Annotated in this window: 14 protein-coding genes; 4 read left to right on the forward strand and 10 right to left on the reverse strand. The window is 39.4% G+C overall.

Features of this window, described 5'->3' with window-relative positions:
• The first annotated feature begins 214 nt into the window (after positions 1 to 214).
• Positions 215 to 2,800 carry a phosphoenolpyruvate carboxylase gene (locus ACQY77_RS12580; RefSeq protein WP_421941795.1) on the forward strand — a complete coding sequence of 862 codons (2,586 nt, stop codon included), beginning with the start codon at positions 215 to 217 and terminating at the stop codon, positions 2,798 to 2,800.
• A gap of 204 nt (positions 2,801 to 3,004) precedes the next feature.
• Here ACQY77_RS12580 and ACQY77_RS12585 read toward each other — a convergent pair whose 3' ends face one another.
• From ACQY77_RS12585 to ACQY77_RS12605, 5 genes are all read right to left on the reverse strand, one after another.
• Positions 3,005 to 3,253, reverse strand: a complete 249-nt coding sequence (locus ACQY77_RS12585; protein ID WP_090879832.1) for a DUF6952 family protein — start codon at positions 3,251 to 3,253, stop codon at positions 3,005 to 3,007.
• Positions 3,253 to 3,561, reverse strand: coding sequence for a thioredoxin family protein (locus ACQY77_RS12590; protein ID WP_421941794.1), 309 nt, complete (start codon positions 3,559 to 3,561; stop codon positions 3,253 to 3,255). Before ACQY77_RS12590 ends, ACQY77_RS12585 begins: the two co-directional genes overlap by 1 nt.
• Positions 3,562 to 3,575: 14 nt before the next feature.
• A complete protein-coding gene (locus tag ACQY77_RS12595; protein WP_090879839.1) occupies positions 3,576 to 4,208 on the reverse strand; it encodes a peroxiredoxin in 633 nt (210 codons plus the stop codon).
• A gap of 223 nt (positions 4,209 to 4,431) precedes the next feature.
• Positions 4,432 to 6,807 carry a prolyl oligopeptidase family serine peptidase gene (locus ACQY77_RS12600; protein ID WP_421941793.1) on the reverse strand — a complete coding sequence of 792 codons (2,376 nt, stop codon included), beginning with the start codon at positions 6,805 to 6,807 and terminating at the stop codon, positions 4,432 to 4,434.
• A gap of 201 nt (positions 6,808 to 7,008) precedes the next feature.
• On the reverse strand, positions 7,009 to 8,199 hold the full coding sequence (locus tag ACQY77_RS12605) for a hypothetical protein (protein WP_421941792.1): 1,191 nt from the start codon (positions 8,197 to 8,199) through the stop codon (positions 7,009 to 7,011).
• A gap of 101 nt (positions 8,200 to 8,300) precedes the next feature.
• Between ACQY77_RS12605 and ACQY77_RS12610 the strand changes: the two genes are divergently transcribed.
• The 3 genes from ACQY77_RS12610 to ACQY77_RS12620 are packed head-to-tail and all read left to right on the forward strand — an operon-like array spanning position 8,301 to position 10,738.
• Positions 8,301 to 9,698 carry an aldehyde dehydrogenase family protein gene (locus ACQY77_RS12610; RefSeq protein ID WP_421941791.1) on the forward strand — a complete coding sequence of 466 codons (1,398 nt, stop codon included), beginning with the start codon at positions 8,301 to 8,303 and terminating at the stop codon, positions 9,696 to 9,698.
• A 43-nt stretch (positions 9,699 to 9,741) separates the two neighbouring features.
• Positions 9,742 to 10,275: a YfiT family bacillithiol transferase gene (locus tag ACQY77_RS12615; RefSeq protein WP_421941790.1), complete on the forward strand. Its 534-nt coding sequence runs from the start codon at positions 9,742 to 9,744 to the stop codon at positions 10,273 to 10,275.
• Entirely contained in the window at positions 10,262 to 10,738 is a 477-nt protein-coding gene (locus tag ACQY77_RS12620) for a DUF6265 family protein (protein ID WP_421941789.1), read from the forward strand. The genes ACQY77_RS12615 and ACQY77_RS12620 overlap by 14 nt, the downstream gene beginning before the upstream one ends.
• Here ACQY77_RS12620 and ACQY77_RS12625 read toward each other — a convergent pair whose 3' ends face one another.
• From ACQY77_RS12625 to ACQY77_RS12645, 5 genes are all read right to left on the reverse strand, one after another.
• The gene (locus ACQY77_RS12625) at positions 10,739 to 11,458 is read right to left on the reverse strand and encodes a heavy-metal-associated domain-containing protein (RefSeq protein WP_421941788.1); all 720 of its coding nucleotides are present in this window, start codon (positions 11,456 to 11,458) and stop codon (positions 10,739 to 10,741) included.
• Positions 11,459 to 11,553: 95 nt separating this feature from the next.
• Positions 11,554 to 12,378: a 4,5-DOPA dioxygenase extradiol gene (ygiD, locus tag ACQY77_RS12630; protein ID WP_421941787.1), complete on the reverse strand. Its 825-nt coding sequence runs from the start codon at positions 12,376 to 12,378 to the stop codon at positions 11,554 to 11,556.
• 54 nt (positions 12,379 to 12,432) lie between these two features.
• The gene (locus ACQY77_RS12635) at positions 12,433 to 13,026 is read right to left on the reverse strand and encodes a YceI family protein (RefSeq protein ID WP_421941786.1); all 594 of its coding nucleotides are present in this window, start codon (positions 13,024 to 13,026) and stop codon (positions 12,433 to 12,435) included.
• A 97-nt stretch (positions 13,027 to 13,123) separates the two neighbouring features.
• Positions 13,124 to 13,684, reverse strand: coding sequence for an AraC family transcriptional regulator (locus tag ACQY77_RS12640; protein ID WP_421941785.1), 561 nt, complete (start codon positions 13,682 to 13,684; stop codon positions 13,124 to 13,126).
• The gene (locus ACQY77_RS12645; protein WP_421941784.1) at positions 13,684 to 14,178 is read right to left on the reverse strand and encodes a DUF3347 domain-containing protein; all 495 of its coding nucleotides are present in this window, start codon (positions 14,176 to 14,178) and stop codon (positions 13,684 to 13,686) included. The genes ACQY77_RS12640 and ACQY77_RS12645 overlap by 1 nt, the downstream gene beginning before the upstream one ends.
• Positions 14,179 to 14,183 lie beyond the last annotated feature (5 nt).

A 14,183-nucleotide genomic window follows, 5' to 3' on the forward strand; every position in this document is an offset into this window, starting at 1 on the left:
GTCTATTTTATTAGATCGGCCGTTTTAACCCAAAAAATTAACAATCAATGCAATGCCCTTAAACATTGCAAATGTTCTTATTTAGCTACATGGTAGCCAAATAAGATTTTAAAATTAAAATTTATTCTACAATTTTCCAAATTGTAAGCCTAAGAATTTTAATTGTTTACGCATTTTTTGTAGTATTACAGACTACAAAACTATTGCTTAAACCATGCCAAAACTTCGGTTAACTACACAACGAGAATCTGTTTTCAACAACGAGGTTATCTCCAAATTCGAACTCTTTAATAGTCTGTTTCTTACCCTTCCTTTTTACAAGATTAAGGATACCGGAACATTACTGCCATTGTTTTTTAAGAGCTGCGAAGAGGGGATAAAGCAAGGTCAAAAGCCTGCTCAGGTAATTGAGGAATTTTTTGCCAAATACACCAGCTACACCGATAGAAAGGATATTGTTGATCTGCTCTTTCGCTTTATTCAGTACATAGAGCGCCAGGTTGTGCTTTTTGATGCAGTTGAAGATGCTTCTTTTACCAAATTAAATACCACAGATGAGCAGAGCACTTTGGCTTTTATCCTGAAAAAGAATGCGGATAACAAAACAATGCTATCCAAAATTGAGCGATTGATAGATGATTTATCTCTGCGCCTGGTTTTAACTGCCCATCCAACTCAATTTTATCCGGGTAATGTATTGGCTATCATTACCGATTTAACCCAGGCAATTAAAGAGAACGATATTACCTCTATCAACTCGCTGTTGCAACAGCTGGGTAAAACACCTTTCTTTAATAAAAAATCGCCAACACCAGTAGATGAAGCACTAAACCTAACCTGGTTTTTAGAAAATGTATTCTACTTTGCTGCGGCAAATATCCAGGAAGAAATTGATCAGAATTTAGATGAGTATAACCTGGAAACCAAAAAAATCCTAGAATTAGGTTTCTGGCCGGGCGGAGACAGGGATGGTAACCCAAATATCCACTCAGATACTACTGTTGAAGTATCTAAAATGCTCAGACAGATTTTATTCCGTTGCTACTACCGTGATTTCAGGGTAATAAAACGCAGAATCACCTTTAGAGGGGTAGAGGAGAACATTGCTAAGCTTAACGACGTGCTTTATGCTAACGCATTTGATCAAAGCATTGAAATTAAGGATATCTCTGTTGAACTTAAAGAAGGCTTAAATAAAATTAAAGATACACTACTTGCCGAACATGAAGGTTTATTTGTGGATCTGGTAAACGACCTGATCCGTAAAATAGAGCTGTATGGCAATTACTTCGCTTCATTGGATATCCGCCAGGATAGCAGGGTATTGAGAAAAGTACATGCGTTCTGTCGCCAGAATAAGCCAATCTCTTCTTTGTATCCCGCAGATTATGATAAGCTTTCGGAAGCTGAAAAGTTAAAACACATTTCCTTTAAAGAAGCTTCGATTAATTTTGCTTCAGCGCCCGATGAACTCACTAAAGATACCATTGAAACGATAAATGAAATTAAAGGTATCCAGAAGCGAAACGGCGAAAGAGCTTGTCATCGTTTTATTATCAGCAACTGCCAGCAGGCAAGCGATATTCTCCAACTAATGGAGTTATTTTTATGGAACGGCTGGAGCAAGGATTCGCTGACCATAGATTTTGTTCCGTTATTTGAAACCGTTAACGACCTAAAAGGTGCGGCCGAAATTATGGATACCTTATACAGCAATCCATTTTATAAAGCACACCTTGCCAGCAGAGGAAACAAGCAGGATATTATGTTGGGCTATTCTGATAGCACCAAAGATGGGGGCTATTTAATGGCCAACTGGTCTATCTTTAACGGTAAAACTTCGTTATCGGCTGTGGCTGCTAAACACAATATTCAACTGGCATTTTTTGATGGTCGTGGAGGACCACCAGCACGTGGGGGTGGCAAAACACACCGTTTCTATGCCTCAATGGGTAAAGAAATTGCTAACAAAAACATTCAGTTAACGGTACAAGGACAAACCATCAGCTCCCAGTACGGATCAGTAGAAAGCGCTGAATTTAACATTGAACAACTGATTAACGCTGGTATTACTTCGGGCTTAAAGGAGAAACACAATATCCTTTTAGATCCTGAAAATAAAGCATTGCTGGATGAAATGGCTGAAGATGGTTATAAAGCGTTCGTCGACTTGCGTGAACATCCGCTATTTGTAAGTTACCTGGAAAAACTATCTCCTTTGAAATTGTTATCTCAAGCCAATATCAGTAGTCGCCCGGTAAAAAGAAATGGTGGTGGGGAAATGAAACTGGAAGATTTACGCGCCATTAGCTTCGTAACCGCATGGAGTATGTTGAAACAAAATGTACCTGGTTATTATGGAATGGGTACCGCTATGAAGAATCAGGAAAAGGCCGGTAACTGGGATAAGGTTGTTAAAGTTTATGAAGACTCAGATTATTTAAAGACCATTGTAGATAACTGCATGATGAGCATGAGTAAATCGGACTTTGCGATTACGGCCCATTTAGCGGCAGACAAGGAGTTCGGCTCTTTTTGGACTCAACTGCACAATGAATTCGAATTAACGAAGGAGATGCTCTTAAAACTATCAGGACAGTCAACCCTAATGGCTAATTACCCTGTAGACAAACGATCTATTGCCACCAGAGAACGAATTATCCTTCCTTTGGTGTTGATTCAGCATTTCGCCTTAGAAAAACTTCAGCATGATCAAAATGCTACCGACCAGAAGGCGCTCGAAAAACTTTCAGTTAGAACGGTATTCGGTATTGTGAATGCAGGGAGGAATTTGGCGTAGAAAGTTTAATTGTTTAACTGAATCAAAAAATAATTCAATAAACCGAGGTCTGTGGCTCACAGACCTTTTTTTTGTTACTTTCCACAGCAAAACGAATGGGGCGGGCATCGACTCGGTTTCGCAACGCTAATTTGTTATTACAAACAAAACCCCCTCACAAAATTAATTTGCGAGGGGGCCGATATAAAAAACGGGATGATATTATTATCTATCAATAGAGCCCATAACGCGTTGCCCAAAAGCATTTAGTGCATCGCGCTCGGGAGTACCATCTTTCACCAGTTGGTGAACTTCAAGTGCTCCGCAGATATTGGTAATCATTTCTCCAGCAACATCAACGTCGGTTTCACTAACACCTCTAAATTCACAAAAAGCTTCTAATACTTCTAAAGTGGCTTCAAGCTGCTCAGGCGTTGTGGTTTGGAAAAACTGTCTGATAACTGGAATTTTCATTACTTTATCTTGTTAAAAAGTTCAATTAAACCTTCTTGTTTGTTGGTCTGAACCTGATCTACCAAAGCACCACCTTCAAAAGCGGCAAAGGTTGGTAAGTTATCAACGTTTGCGAATTTGCGTGAGTTTGGAAGTTTTTCAGCATCAACAATTAAGAAAGCAACATCTTCGTTTTCTGAGGCCAGTTTTTTAAACTTCGGTTTCATGATTCTGCAGTTTCCACACCATGATGCAGCATACTGAACCATCACCTTACTGTTATCGGCCAAATATTGTTGAAGATTATCTTCTGTTAATTCTAAAAACATAACGTTTTGTTTAATTAGTTGGCTGCTAAATATTCAGCAACACCAGTTCTGTTAGCGTTCATTGCTTCTTTACCTTCTTCCCAGTTTGCAGGACAAACCTCACCATGTTTTTGAACGTGTGCATAAGCATCGATTAAACGTAAATATTCTTTAACGTTTCTACCAACAGGCATATCGTTTACACTTTCGTGGAAAACTTTACCCGTTTCGTCGATTAAATAGGTTGCTCTGAAAGAAACATTTGAACCAGAGAAAGATTCGTTTCCTTCTTCATCATAGTTAACTTCCTGATCTAAAATATCTAAGATGCCAGATAATTGTCTGTGTGTATCTGCTAAAATCGGATAAGTAACACCTTCAATACCGCCATTGTCTTTAGGTGTGTTTAACCAGGCAAAGTGAACTTCATTTGTATCACATGATGCGCCAATTACGATGGTATTTCTTTGCTCAAACTCAGGAAGAGCAGCCTGGAATGCGTGTAATTCTGTAGGGCAAACAAAAGTGAAATCTTTAGGATACCAGAACAATAATACTTTTTTGTTTTTGCTAACTGCTTCTTCAAATACATTGATTTTCAAGTCATCACCCATGTCTGACATTGCATCAATACTAACACTCGGGAATTTTTTACCTACTATAGCCATAATTGTTTTTTCTTTTAATTTGTGGCACAAAGGTAAGGCTTAGGAGGGGGTTAATCAAACCTAAAAACCGAATTATTGATCACTATTATTGATAGTGTTATAGTTAAAAACTATAATGTTGTTAAAATGTATAAGGAAGATCTATTGCTCATACCCAAGATTCAGCATGTGGTTGTTTAAAGAATTTTACTGGTCCGGGAGTCACGGACCAGGGATCAGAAAATTATTTTTTCAGTGTATTTTCATACAATTTCAATATTCTTTTATATTCGTCTGTCCAGCTGCTGGGCTCTACAAAACCATGATCTTCTACCGGGTAAACGGCAAGTTCCCAGTTGTTTTTGCCTAGCTCTATAAATCTTTGTGTGATACGTACGATATCCTGAAAATGAACATTTACATCCACCATCCCATGCGCCATGAGCAAGTTGCCTTTTAGCTTGTCTGCGAAATAAATCGGTGAGCTCTTTTTGTAGGCAATGGGATCATTAAAGGGTTCGTTTAAAATGTTTGATGTATAGCCATGATTGTAATGTGCCCAGTCGGTAACAGACCTTAATGCTGCGCCGCTTGTAAAAACTTCAGGTTCATTAAACATGGCCATTAGGGTCATAAAACCTCCATAAGAGCCACCGTAAATGCCTACATTTTTAGGGTTAACGGCATACTTTTCTACTAAAACTTTAACGCCATCTACCTGATCGGTTAAATCTTTCCCGCCCATGTGGCGATAAATGCCTGTCCGGTGATCGCGGCCATAACCTGAGCTGGCCGTGTAGTCGATATCAATAACTGTATATCCATTATCTGCCAGTAAATTGTTAAACATATACTCCCGAAAATACTGGCTCCAGCCGAAATGGATGTTTTGCAGATAGCCTGCTCCGTGTACAAAAACTACCCCAGGATGGTTGGGGTGCGGATTGTCTGATTTATAAACCCTTGCGTAAACATCTGCACCGTAACGATTTTTGAAACTGATCATGTCGGGCTGTCTCCAGGCATAGGAATTGAATTCACTGCTGGTGGATTGGGTAATTTTAATCGCTTTTGATTTGGGTGTATTGGCCTGGAGGTAAAGTTCCCAGGGTTTGTTCAGGTAAGAGTAGTTGATGGCGATCCATTTCTCATCAGGAGAAAGGGTGATTTCATTTAAACCTTTCATCGAGGTAATCTGAATAAGATCACCGCCATTTACACCGATTTTAAATAAATTGGTAATCCCGGGATGCTCCTTGTTACCTGTAATATAAAATGATTTCTTATCTCTGGATAGTTTGAGGCTTTGTACTTCCCATTTCCCTGAGGTAAGTTGTTTTTTTTCTCCGCTAATGATATCTGCTACATAAAGGTGAGAATATCCTGAGGCCTCACTTTGGAAATACAGGTGGTTATCGTCAATCCAGCCCAGATTTCCTGCATAGTAACCGCCAATGCCAGGGCCACCGACCCAGGCTTCATCTCTTTGACGATCTATGAGGTTAAATTTTCCGTTTAAAGCATCAAGTTCCAATATCCAGCGATCCTTATTGTCGGTACTAATAGCTACCATAACACCCTTTGTAGCTTTCTCATTCCATATCGGGCCGTATAGATTTACATTTCGGTCTTCATTTTTCTTTAGAAGAGCTTCCTGCTCTTTGGGGTAATGTTTTAAGTAATCGGGTAGGTCTTTGATCCCTTGTATTGTTGTGGTTTGTATAGCGTAAACAGTATCGCGCTGTGTATCGAAGATGAAGTTTTGTGCGCTGCTTTCGTTTTCGCCAACCTTCGTTCTGGCCGGAATATCTTCTGTATATCCCGAAGCCGTAACATAGTTAGGTACAATGGTATTGTGGTTGTTTTGGGCAGCAGTTGTGAGTTTATAGGTGATAAAACGCCCATTCGGACTGATCACTACATTACTTAAAAACTTATCTTCCGTATAAATTTCTTTCAGGCTTTTGCCTTCCACAGCACTTCGTCTCCCTCGTCCGCTGCCAGAGGTGCTTTTTGCTTCCGCATTTCTTTTCTTGATGATATCAAAAAGGGCTGTTTGTTCTGTCTTGAGCCAGTTGTCTTGCTCTGTACCGGCTTTAACATCGGTTTTTAATGGTTTTTTCCCTTTAACAAAGTTACTGAGCTGTTTGGTTTCTGCAGTTTTTAAGTTAAGGGTATAGAGATTATCTTCTTTTTGATAGGCAATACTTCCATCTGTTAAGAATATGGGATTGCTTTCACGCTCTTGCGTATTGGTTAGGCGCCTTTCTTTATTGCTTTTGAAATCCCGAAGAAAGATATCTCCATTCCTTTCGAACAAGCCCAGTGTATTATCGCCATTGTAAATGTAGTTTTGGTTGGGATTTTTCTCATCCTCCTTTTCAAGGGCCTTTAGTATTTTGGTGGAAGAGGTGCTAATTTTAAACAACTCATCCTTCGCTTTTTTCTCGGGGTTCCAATTAAAAAAAAGAGTTTTACTATCTGCAGACCAGTGGTAGTTTGATGGAGAAACGCCCATCCATTTGGGATCCCGCATAATCTTTTCTACAGTTAATGGAGCCAATTGAGCAAATACACATTGGCCTGAGCAAAGAAGAAAGAAAAGTAAATGTTTTTTCATAGGGTTTGTTTTTAGTATCTGGTAATGAGAATCAAGATTGGAATAAAGAACAAAGGAAGAGGCTTCATTGTTAAACTGTTGAATTGTTTAATGGCATAAAAGTATCAAAATGTTAGCATCAAGTAACGTGATAAATCAGGGGATAAGATTGAAAATTTACAATTGACTTACGACTTTGAACCCCCGACTCAAGACTAAGTCTTAGCGGATTACCCGGCCTGTTTTATCCACGGTAATAGAATCAAAGGGTTTGAGGTAATCATTAATGATCACGGCAAACTCCCGCCTGCTTAAATTTTTTTTCAAATCAAACCTGGATTTAAAGCGATAGGATTTTGTCCATTTCTTTTCGATTTCAGTTTTAGTGGCATCAACAGCTTTGTTACCCACATAAGAAACCAATGATATGGTGTGCTCCAAATTTAAGGGTACGTCTTTATGGTCATCGAACCAGATTTGTGCCTTATAATAATAATCTTTTATGGGTTGTTTAACTTCATTATAAGTGATTTCTTTTTCTGGATTAAACGAAGCCTTTCCAGTATTTAATTCTGCCTTTATTATGCCGGTGATGCCTACTTTTTGAATGGCCAGCCAATTCGAATCGGCAACTTTAACGTCATCAAAAGGCATGAGCGAAAGTTTATAGTTTAAAAGCTCACCCTGTATAGCTTTCAGGTTAGACTCGCTTGTTTTCTTACCGTAAAACGCGGCGAAGGCTGCTGTTGCTCCCGTTGCCTGTCCAATTTCAAATTGTCCGGAATTAATAAATAAAATATTATCCTGGTTAGGAATAAGTAAGCTATAGAGGGATAAAAAATGTGCATTTGGATTGCCCTGTCCTGAAATTGAGGTCCGATAGGTAGTTTCATTATAGTTTAACGCAGTTTCTTTTGCCGGTTTCAGTTCGTTCAGTTTCAGTGCAGTTAAAACCTTTTCGGGATTATCTACCAAGACCAATACTTTCGCTTTTATGCTTTTATCTCTGGTGAGTTTGGCTTCCCAGCCACTTCCTGAGCGTTTAATTTCATAGAATGGCATATTGTTAATGACCTTAAAAAGCTTAGCGCTATCAGACCATTTTTTAATCACTGCATTTGCAATTTGATTCGTGATTTCGGGTAGTACCGCATTGTCTTTAATGTTTAAGGACTTGCGTGCTCTTTTTTTAAAGGATTTAATCACTTCTGTAGAATCCTGTTTTAGCAGATCACTTAATTTAAAACCGTCTGATTGTGTTAAAACGATCGTATTAACGCCCGATATGGATGCTTGAACACCCGCGGCAAAAGCGGCATTTCCATTTCCAATTACTAATACATCTGTTTTTGTAGTTTGTGCATGAGTAATCAGCGGAATTAAGAATGCGAAAACAAAAAACAATTTCTTCATTTGTGACCTTTAAAATTAACTGCAATATGCTTTAAATGAATGAATTTTTAATGAAATGAATACATTTTAACTAAATTTAGTTGAAAACCTGGACTTCAAGTATGGATGAAAAAATAAAAGCGGTATTTACTGAACAGCAACAATACAAATTTAAACTTCGGAGCACCAACGCAAGCTCACGTATTGCGAAGCTCACACGGTTAAAGCAGGCCATAAAAGCGCATGAGAATGAAATTTTTGAAGCCTTACAAACCGATTTGCGTAAGAGCAGATTTGAAAGTGCTGCGACAGAAGTATTGTTTGTTTATGCTGAAATTAACCATGCCATTAAGAAGCTAAAGGGTTGGATGAGGCCTAAGTCTGTGAACCGCACTTTGAGTAATCTTTTCTCCAGCAATAAGATTTTTTATGAACCAAAAGGCGTTTGCCTGATCATAGCCCCCTGGAATTATCCGTTTCAACTAACCATGAGTCCGTTGGTTTCTGCTATTGCGGCAGGCAATTGTGCCATCCTCAAGCCTTCGGAACTGAGCTCAAATACAGCGAACATCTTGCATAAGGTAATCACAGAAACATTTGATCCCAAAGAAATAGCCTGTATTACCGGGGATGTTGAAGTTTCTACAGCCTTGTTAAGCCTGCCTTTCGATCATATATTTTTTACGGGAAGTACTGCGGTAGGGAAGTTGGTAATGGAGGCGGCAGCAAAGCACCTGAGTTCAGTAACATTAGAATTGGGCGGAAAATCTCCGGCTATTGTGGATGCTACCGCTAATATTCAAAAAACAGCAGAGAAAATAGCCTGGGGTAAATTGGTTAATGCGGGGCAAACCTGTATTGCTCCGGATTATGTACTCATTGAAGCATCCCTTGAGCAGGAATTTGTATTTCATTATAAGGCTGCGGTAGAGCGGTTATTTTTTGATGAAGGGAAGCTGAATTTGGCGGTGTATGCAAAGATTATTAATCAAAAGCATTTTGAAAGGCTTAGGCACTTATTGGATGAGGCGAAGCTTCAGGGAGGAAAACTGGTATGGGGAGGACAGCTGGAGGAGGACAGTCAAACCTTTTATCCGACGTTGTTAACCGCTGTTAATGCCGGGAATCCCATCATGAGTGAAGAAATCTTCGGCCCTATTTTACCTGTTCTCAGCTATACAGGCATAGAAGAAGCCATTGCCTTCGTGAATAGAAAAGATAAAGCCTTAGCCTTATATATCTTCTCCAATAACACCAGAAATCAACATAAAATTATTGAGGAAACCACTGCGGGTGGTACTTGTGTTAATGATATTCTGGTCCACATCAGCAATCCTAATCTGCCTTTTGGTGGTGTTGGCTCAAGCGGTACAGGAAGCTGCCATGGTTTTTTTGGCTTTAAAAGCTTTTCACATGAGCGGGCAGTCGTGTTTCAATCGAAATGGGGGCTTACGCGGTTGATTTACCCACCTTATGAGAAAAAAACAGGGTTGTTAAAGTGGTTAGAAAGAATTCTCTGATAGATTTTGTTATTTTTACTATAGATAAGCCAAACTAAACCAAATGAATATAGAAGCGCTTCAGTATCCTATAGGAAAATTTGATATGCCGGATGTTGTGGATGAAGCACAGATTAAAGCCTGGGTTGAGGATATAGATGCATTGCCCAATCAGATTAAGGCTGCCACAGAAGGTCTGACTCGTGAAGACCTGGATCAATGCTATAGACCCGGAGGCTGGACCTTGCGACAGGTAATTCATCACCTCCCGGATAGCCACATGAATGCATACATCAGATTTAAGCTGGCCATAACGGAGGAGGTTCCGGTAATTCGCCCATATGAGGAACAGCTATGGGCTGAAACAGATGAAGCCAAATATGGAAATATTAAAATGTCTGTAGATTTATTAACCAGCCTGCATCACCGATGGGTTATTTTTCTCAGCACACTAAAACCCGAAGATTACCGAAGAAAATATATTCATCCTGCTGTAGGAAAGGAACTAACACTGGCTTATATGCTGGGCTCTTATGCCTGGCATGGTAAACACCATTTGGCACACATTACTAATGCAATAAAAAATGAAAAGGGTTAATTTTGGCTTTATTGTTTTACTGTTACTGGTTAGCAATTCAGGGGTTTTCGCGCAGAAAAGTCCGGATAAATTGTTCTCTTTTTTGTTGGGAAGTTGGGAGATGCCAGGGACCAAGGGTAAAATTGTTGAACAATGGGTTCGTAATACAGATCAAAGTTTAAGCGGAAAGAGTTATCGGATTAATGACAAGGGAGACAGTACGCTAACAGAATCCCTGGTGATTAAAAAGATCAATGAATCCGTTTTTTATTGCTCTACGGTTACAGGTCAGAATGAAGGAAAGGAAATTTGTTTTAGGCTGATATCTACAACCAACAAGACATACGTTTTTGAGAACCTTAACCATGATTTTCCACAACAAATTGTTTACCAAAATCAAGGAAAGAAACAGTTGCTGGCCTGGATAGAGGGCATGATCAAGGGTCAAAAACGACAGTCTAAATTTCAATATACCCGCAAATAACTACATCAGTATTAACATTCCGGCACTCATTAAAATCATAATCGCATCTTCAACGATTGTTACCGTACTCATTGGCAAATTAAAAACGGCCCCAAGACATGCGCATTGAATCTTTTTCTTGTTGAGTACACTCTCTAGCACCCCCAGAATACTTACTGTCATAACGATTAAAGTTATCCAGTTTACTGTTGTAGGGGCAAGATTTAAGGCAAAAGAAAGACCTAAACCGAGTTCTATGAATGCATAAATATAGCCCCAGGCACTAAATTTCTTCGCAACAATATCGTACATGGCATAGCTTTCTGCGAAGGCTTTTAGGTTAAGCATTTTGAAGAAAGAGAAGGTGAGGAAAAAACCTGCCATGAAAATGCGCATAAAAACCATGAGGTTTATGCTGTTTCCATTCCATGCCAGGAGCAATCCAAGAGCAGATACATAGCCAAATATTAACAAAATCGGTTTGTAGGTTTCAGCCCAGGGCCTGGCTTCTTCAACCGCCTCATGATGATTTGCTGCTGAAATCTGATATTTACTGTCTTTGCCACCCAAAGCGTCTTGCAGCGTGCTTAAGCTAATGTGTTTATCCATGCTTATGGTGGCCGACTGGCTGTCTTTGGAAACTTCTACGCCGGTTACTTCCGGTAATATGAGGAGGTTGTTTTTTACTTTATTTTCGCAACCACCACAGGTCATTCCTGTAAGTTGATAGGTATGTGTCATGATAAAAATTTTTATTCAAATTTACCTCCTCCAATATCAAAAGGCTTACAGAATAACCATAAAGTTTTATAAAATTTAAGTGTTCTGCAGTAGTGCTAACTGATTATAACCGAGGTCATGGTTAAAGATCCACCCACAGCTTTATCATTAAAGAATGAAACTTCTTCCTGCCCGGCTTTCATAGCAAGTGTATAAATTAAAGGTAGGTAGTGTTCGGGGGTAGGGATGGCCAACATGGCTTCCTTTCCTAAATTGCGGTATTGGATTAATGCTTTGTGATCACCATTGGCAATGAGGTTCTTAAATTTGTTGTTCATTTCAATGGCCCAGTCATAACCACCGCCATTGATCATTTCCCAACTCAGCATCCGTAAGTTGTGGACCATATTGCCACTGCCCAGCACCAGAACCCCTTTTTTACGTAAGGCATAAATCTCTTTTGCAATCTCGTAGTGCCTTTCGGGTGATTGGGTATAATCAATGCTCAATTGCAGCACCGGGATATTGGCCTGGGGATACATATGCCTCACAATTGTCCATGTGCCATGGTCTAGGCCCCAATCGTGATCTAGTCCTACAGATGCAGAATGAACCAATGAAGGAATTTCTGCCGCTAGTGCAGGAGCTCCGGGAGCAGGGTATTGAACATCAAACAGCGCCTGCGGAAAACCCCCGAAATCGTGGATAGTACCGGGGAAGTCCATCGCTGTAACAAAGGTTCCGTGCGTATACCAATGGGCAGATATTACAAGAACTGCCTGAGGGACGGGAATGTTTTGCGCTAAATCTGCCCAGCTTTGACTAAACTCATTGTGCTCAATGCCGTTCATTGGTGATCCATGACCAATAAAAATGGCGGGCATTAAATCAGTTTTGGGCAGATTTTGAGTGAAATGCCTGAATTGTGATAATGTTGACATGTGTATGGAATGATCCTCATTTCAGTTTTGCATGATGAAATGAGGATGGTAAAACTATTTTGCCTGAACAAATTCAAGATTAAGTCTGATGGCTACATCTTTTGCTACGCCTGCTCCGGCAGGATCATATTTAATATTATAATCCAAACGATTAATGGTTGTGGTTGCTCCAAAGCCAGCTTTTGTATTTCCTTGCTGGTCTTTAGCTGTTCCGCCATATACCACATTGAACTTTACTTCTTTGGTAACATTGCGAATGGTTAGTTTACCGGTTAATATATAATTGTTGGTTGCTTTGCCTGCTGTTTTAGTTGCTGCTTTTTTAAATGAAGTACTTTCGAATTTCATTTCCGGAAAGCTGGCAGCGTTGAAAAAATCATCTGTTTTCAAATGATTATCGCGCATGTCAACTCCTGTTGTAATGCTATTCACATCAACAGTAAAACTTATTTTAGCGTCTGTAAGATCAGGTTTGGAAGCGCTTACCCTTCCATCAAATTTTTTGAAAGAGCCATCTACAAATGAAATACCCATGTGCTTAACAGAAAAATTCACGAAGGAGTGCATCGGATCAATTTTCCAGGTTGTTTGGGCGAATGAAGCCACACTCATGGAGGTGGCGATCAAAAATAAAAATAACTTTTTCATATCAATTAGTTTTTTAATTGATACAAAGTTAGTTAGCATAAGGTTTTACAAGCTTGATGTATGGTAAGAAAAGCCTGGTACTGTATATGGTTGCCCACTAGATTTCGTCAAGGGTTTTACGACTATCTTTAGATGCCATTTTGTAGGCAGATGGTGTAATGCCCATTACTTTTTTGAATTGGGCAGACAAATGCGCTACGCTACTGTAATTAAGCTGGTAGGCTATTTCGCTTAGGGTTAGTTCGCCATAGGTGAGCATTTCCTTGGCTTTTTCTATTTTTTGAGCAATGAAGTATTTCTCGATGGTTTGGCCCTCTACTTCAGAAAATACAGCACTTAAATTGGCGTATTCGAGTTTCAGAAGGTCGCTTAAGTAGGCTGAAAGGTTTATTTTAAGCGGTTCCGTAGCATAATGCACTAAATTGATGATAGCAGTTTTTACCTGCTCTGCAAGATGTGTTTTTCTATCGGCCAACAGTTCGAAACCGAAGGGCTGAAGTGCGCTTGCGATCTTTTCCTTGTCGGCTGAAGAAATATCCTGTTTCAGATAAACTTCGCCAAGCTCTACCGAAACGGGGCTAAAGCCAAGTTTTTCCAACTCAGCTTTAACCACCATTTTACAGCGGTTGCATACCATGTTTTTAATATGCAGATTCATTATTTTCCTTTTATGGTTTCAGCAACCTCACCACAGTCGAACATCATGCTTCCATAATATGGATTTTCAACATTCTCTTTTTCGTTTAACCAGCTGGCTTTAGCCATTGGACAATGCTGAATATATACCGTGCTTTGGTTAAATTTTGTAGCTTTTAGTGTTTTAATCATCGCATAAGAAATACCTTCAAATGATTTTCGCTGTGCTTTGAGGTCTTTTGAAGCTGCGATTTCTTTTGCTTTGCTCTTCATTATTTTCGATTGCTCCATCCACAAATTGTGTTGCGCTGAAGGTAATGTTTCATGTGGAACAGCCTCAACCTTAGCTTGAAAAACCTTTACCTTCTCTGCAGCAAGATCAATTTTATCTGTCGCTAAGGCATTCTTTACGTCATAATATGCTGATAGTACATCGTTGAGTGCAACTTTGGCTTTTTGTGCAAATGTGATTTGTGTGGTAGCAATTAAAGCTACAATCATTAATATTTTTTTCATGGTTT

Origin of the sequence: Pedobacter sp. (assembly GCF_965279535.1) — a bacterium.
In the GTDB taxonomy this organism is placed as follows: Bacteria; Bacteroidota; Bacteroidia; order Sphingobacteriales; family Sphingobacteriaceae; genus Pedobacter.

Excerpts from the sequence above, each read along its gene's own strand:
- ACQY77_RS12585 (WP_090879832.1), bottom strand. The coding sequence starts at position 3,253 with ATGAAAATTCCAGTTATCAGACAGTTTTTCCAAACCACAACGCCTGAG.
- ACQY77_RS12595 (WP_090879839.1), bottom strand. The coding sequence starts at position 4,208 with ATGGCTATAGTAGGTAAAAAATTCCCGAGTGTTAGTATTGATGCAATG.
- ACQY77_RS12645 (WP_421941784.1), bottom strand. The coding sequence starts at position 14,178 with ATGAAAAAAATATTAATGATTGTAGCTTTAATTGCTACCACACAAATC.
- ygiD (WP_421941787.1), bottom strand. The coding sequence starts at position 12,378 with ATGTCAACATTATCACAATTCAGGCATTTCACTCAAAATCTGCCCAAA.
- ACQY77_RS12605 (WP_421941792.1), bottom strand. The coding sequence starts at position 8,199 with ATGAAGAAATTGTTTTTTGTTTTCGCATTCTTAATTCCGCTGATTACT.
- ACQY77_RS12600 (WP_421941793.1), bottom strand. The coding sequence starts at position 6,807 with ATGAAAAAACATTTACTTTTCTTTCTTCTTTGCTCAGGCCAATGTGTA.
- ACQY77_RS12615 (WP_421941790.1), top strand. The coding sequence starts at position 9,742 with ATGAATATAGAAGCGCTTCAGTATCCTATAGGAAAATTTGATATGCCG.
- ACQY77_RS12580 (WP_421941795.1), top strand. The coding sequence starts at position 215 with ATGCCAAAACTTCGGTTAACTACACAACGAGAATCTGTTTTCAACAAC.
- ACQY77_RS12590 (WP_421941794.1), bottom strand. The coding sequence starts at position 3,561 with ATGTTTTTAGAATTAACAGAAGATAATCTTCAACAATATTTGGCCGAT.
- ACQY77_RS12640 (WP_421941785.1), bottom strand. The coding sequence starts at position 13,684 with ATGAATCTGCATATTAAAAACATGGTATGCAACCGCTGTAAAATGGTG.
- ACQY77_RS12625 (WP_421941788.1), bottom strand. The coding sequence starts at position 11,458 with ATGACACATACCTATCAACTTACAGGAATGACCTGTGGTGGTTGCGAA.
- ACQY77_RS12620 (WP_421941789.1), top strand. The coding sequence starts at position 10,262 with ATGAAAAGGGTTAATTTTGGCTTTATTGTTTTACTGTTACTGGTTAGC.
- ACQY77_RS12635 (WP_421941786.1), bottom strand. The coding sequence starts at position 13,026 with ATGAAAAAGTTATTTTTATTTTTGATCGCCACCTCCATGAGTGTGGCT.
- ACQY77_RS12610 (WP_421941791.1), top strand. The coding sequence starts at position 8,301 with ATGGATGAAAAAATAAAAGCGGTATTTACTGAACAGCAACAATACAAA.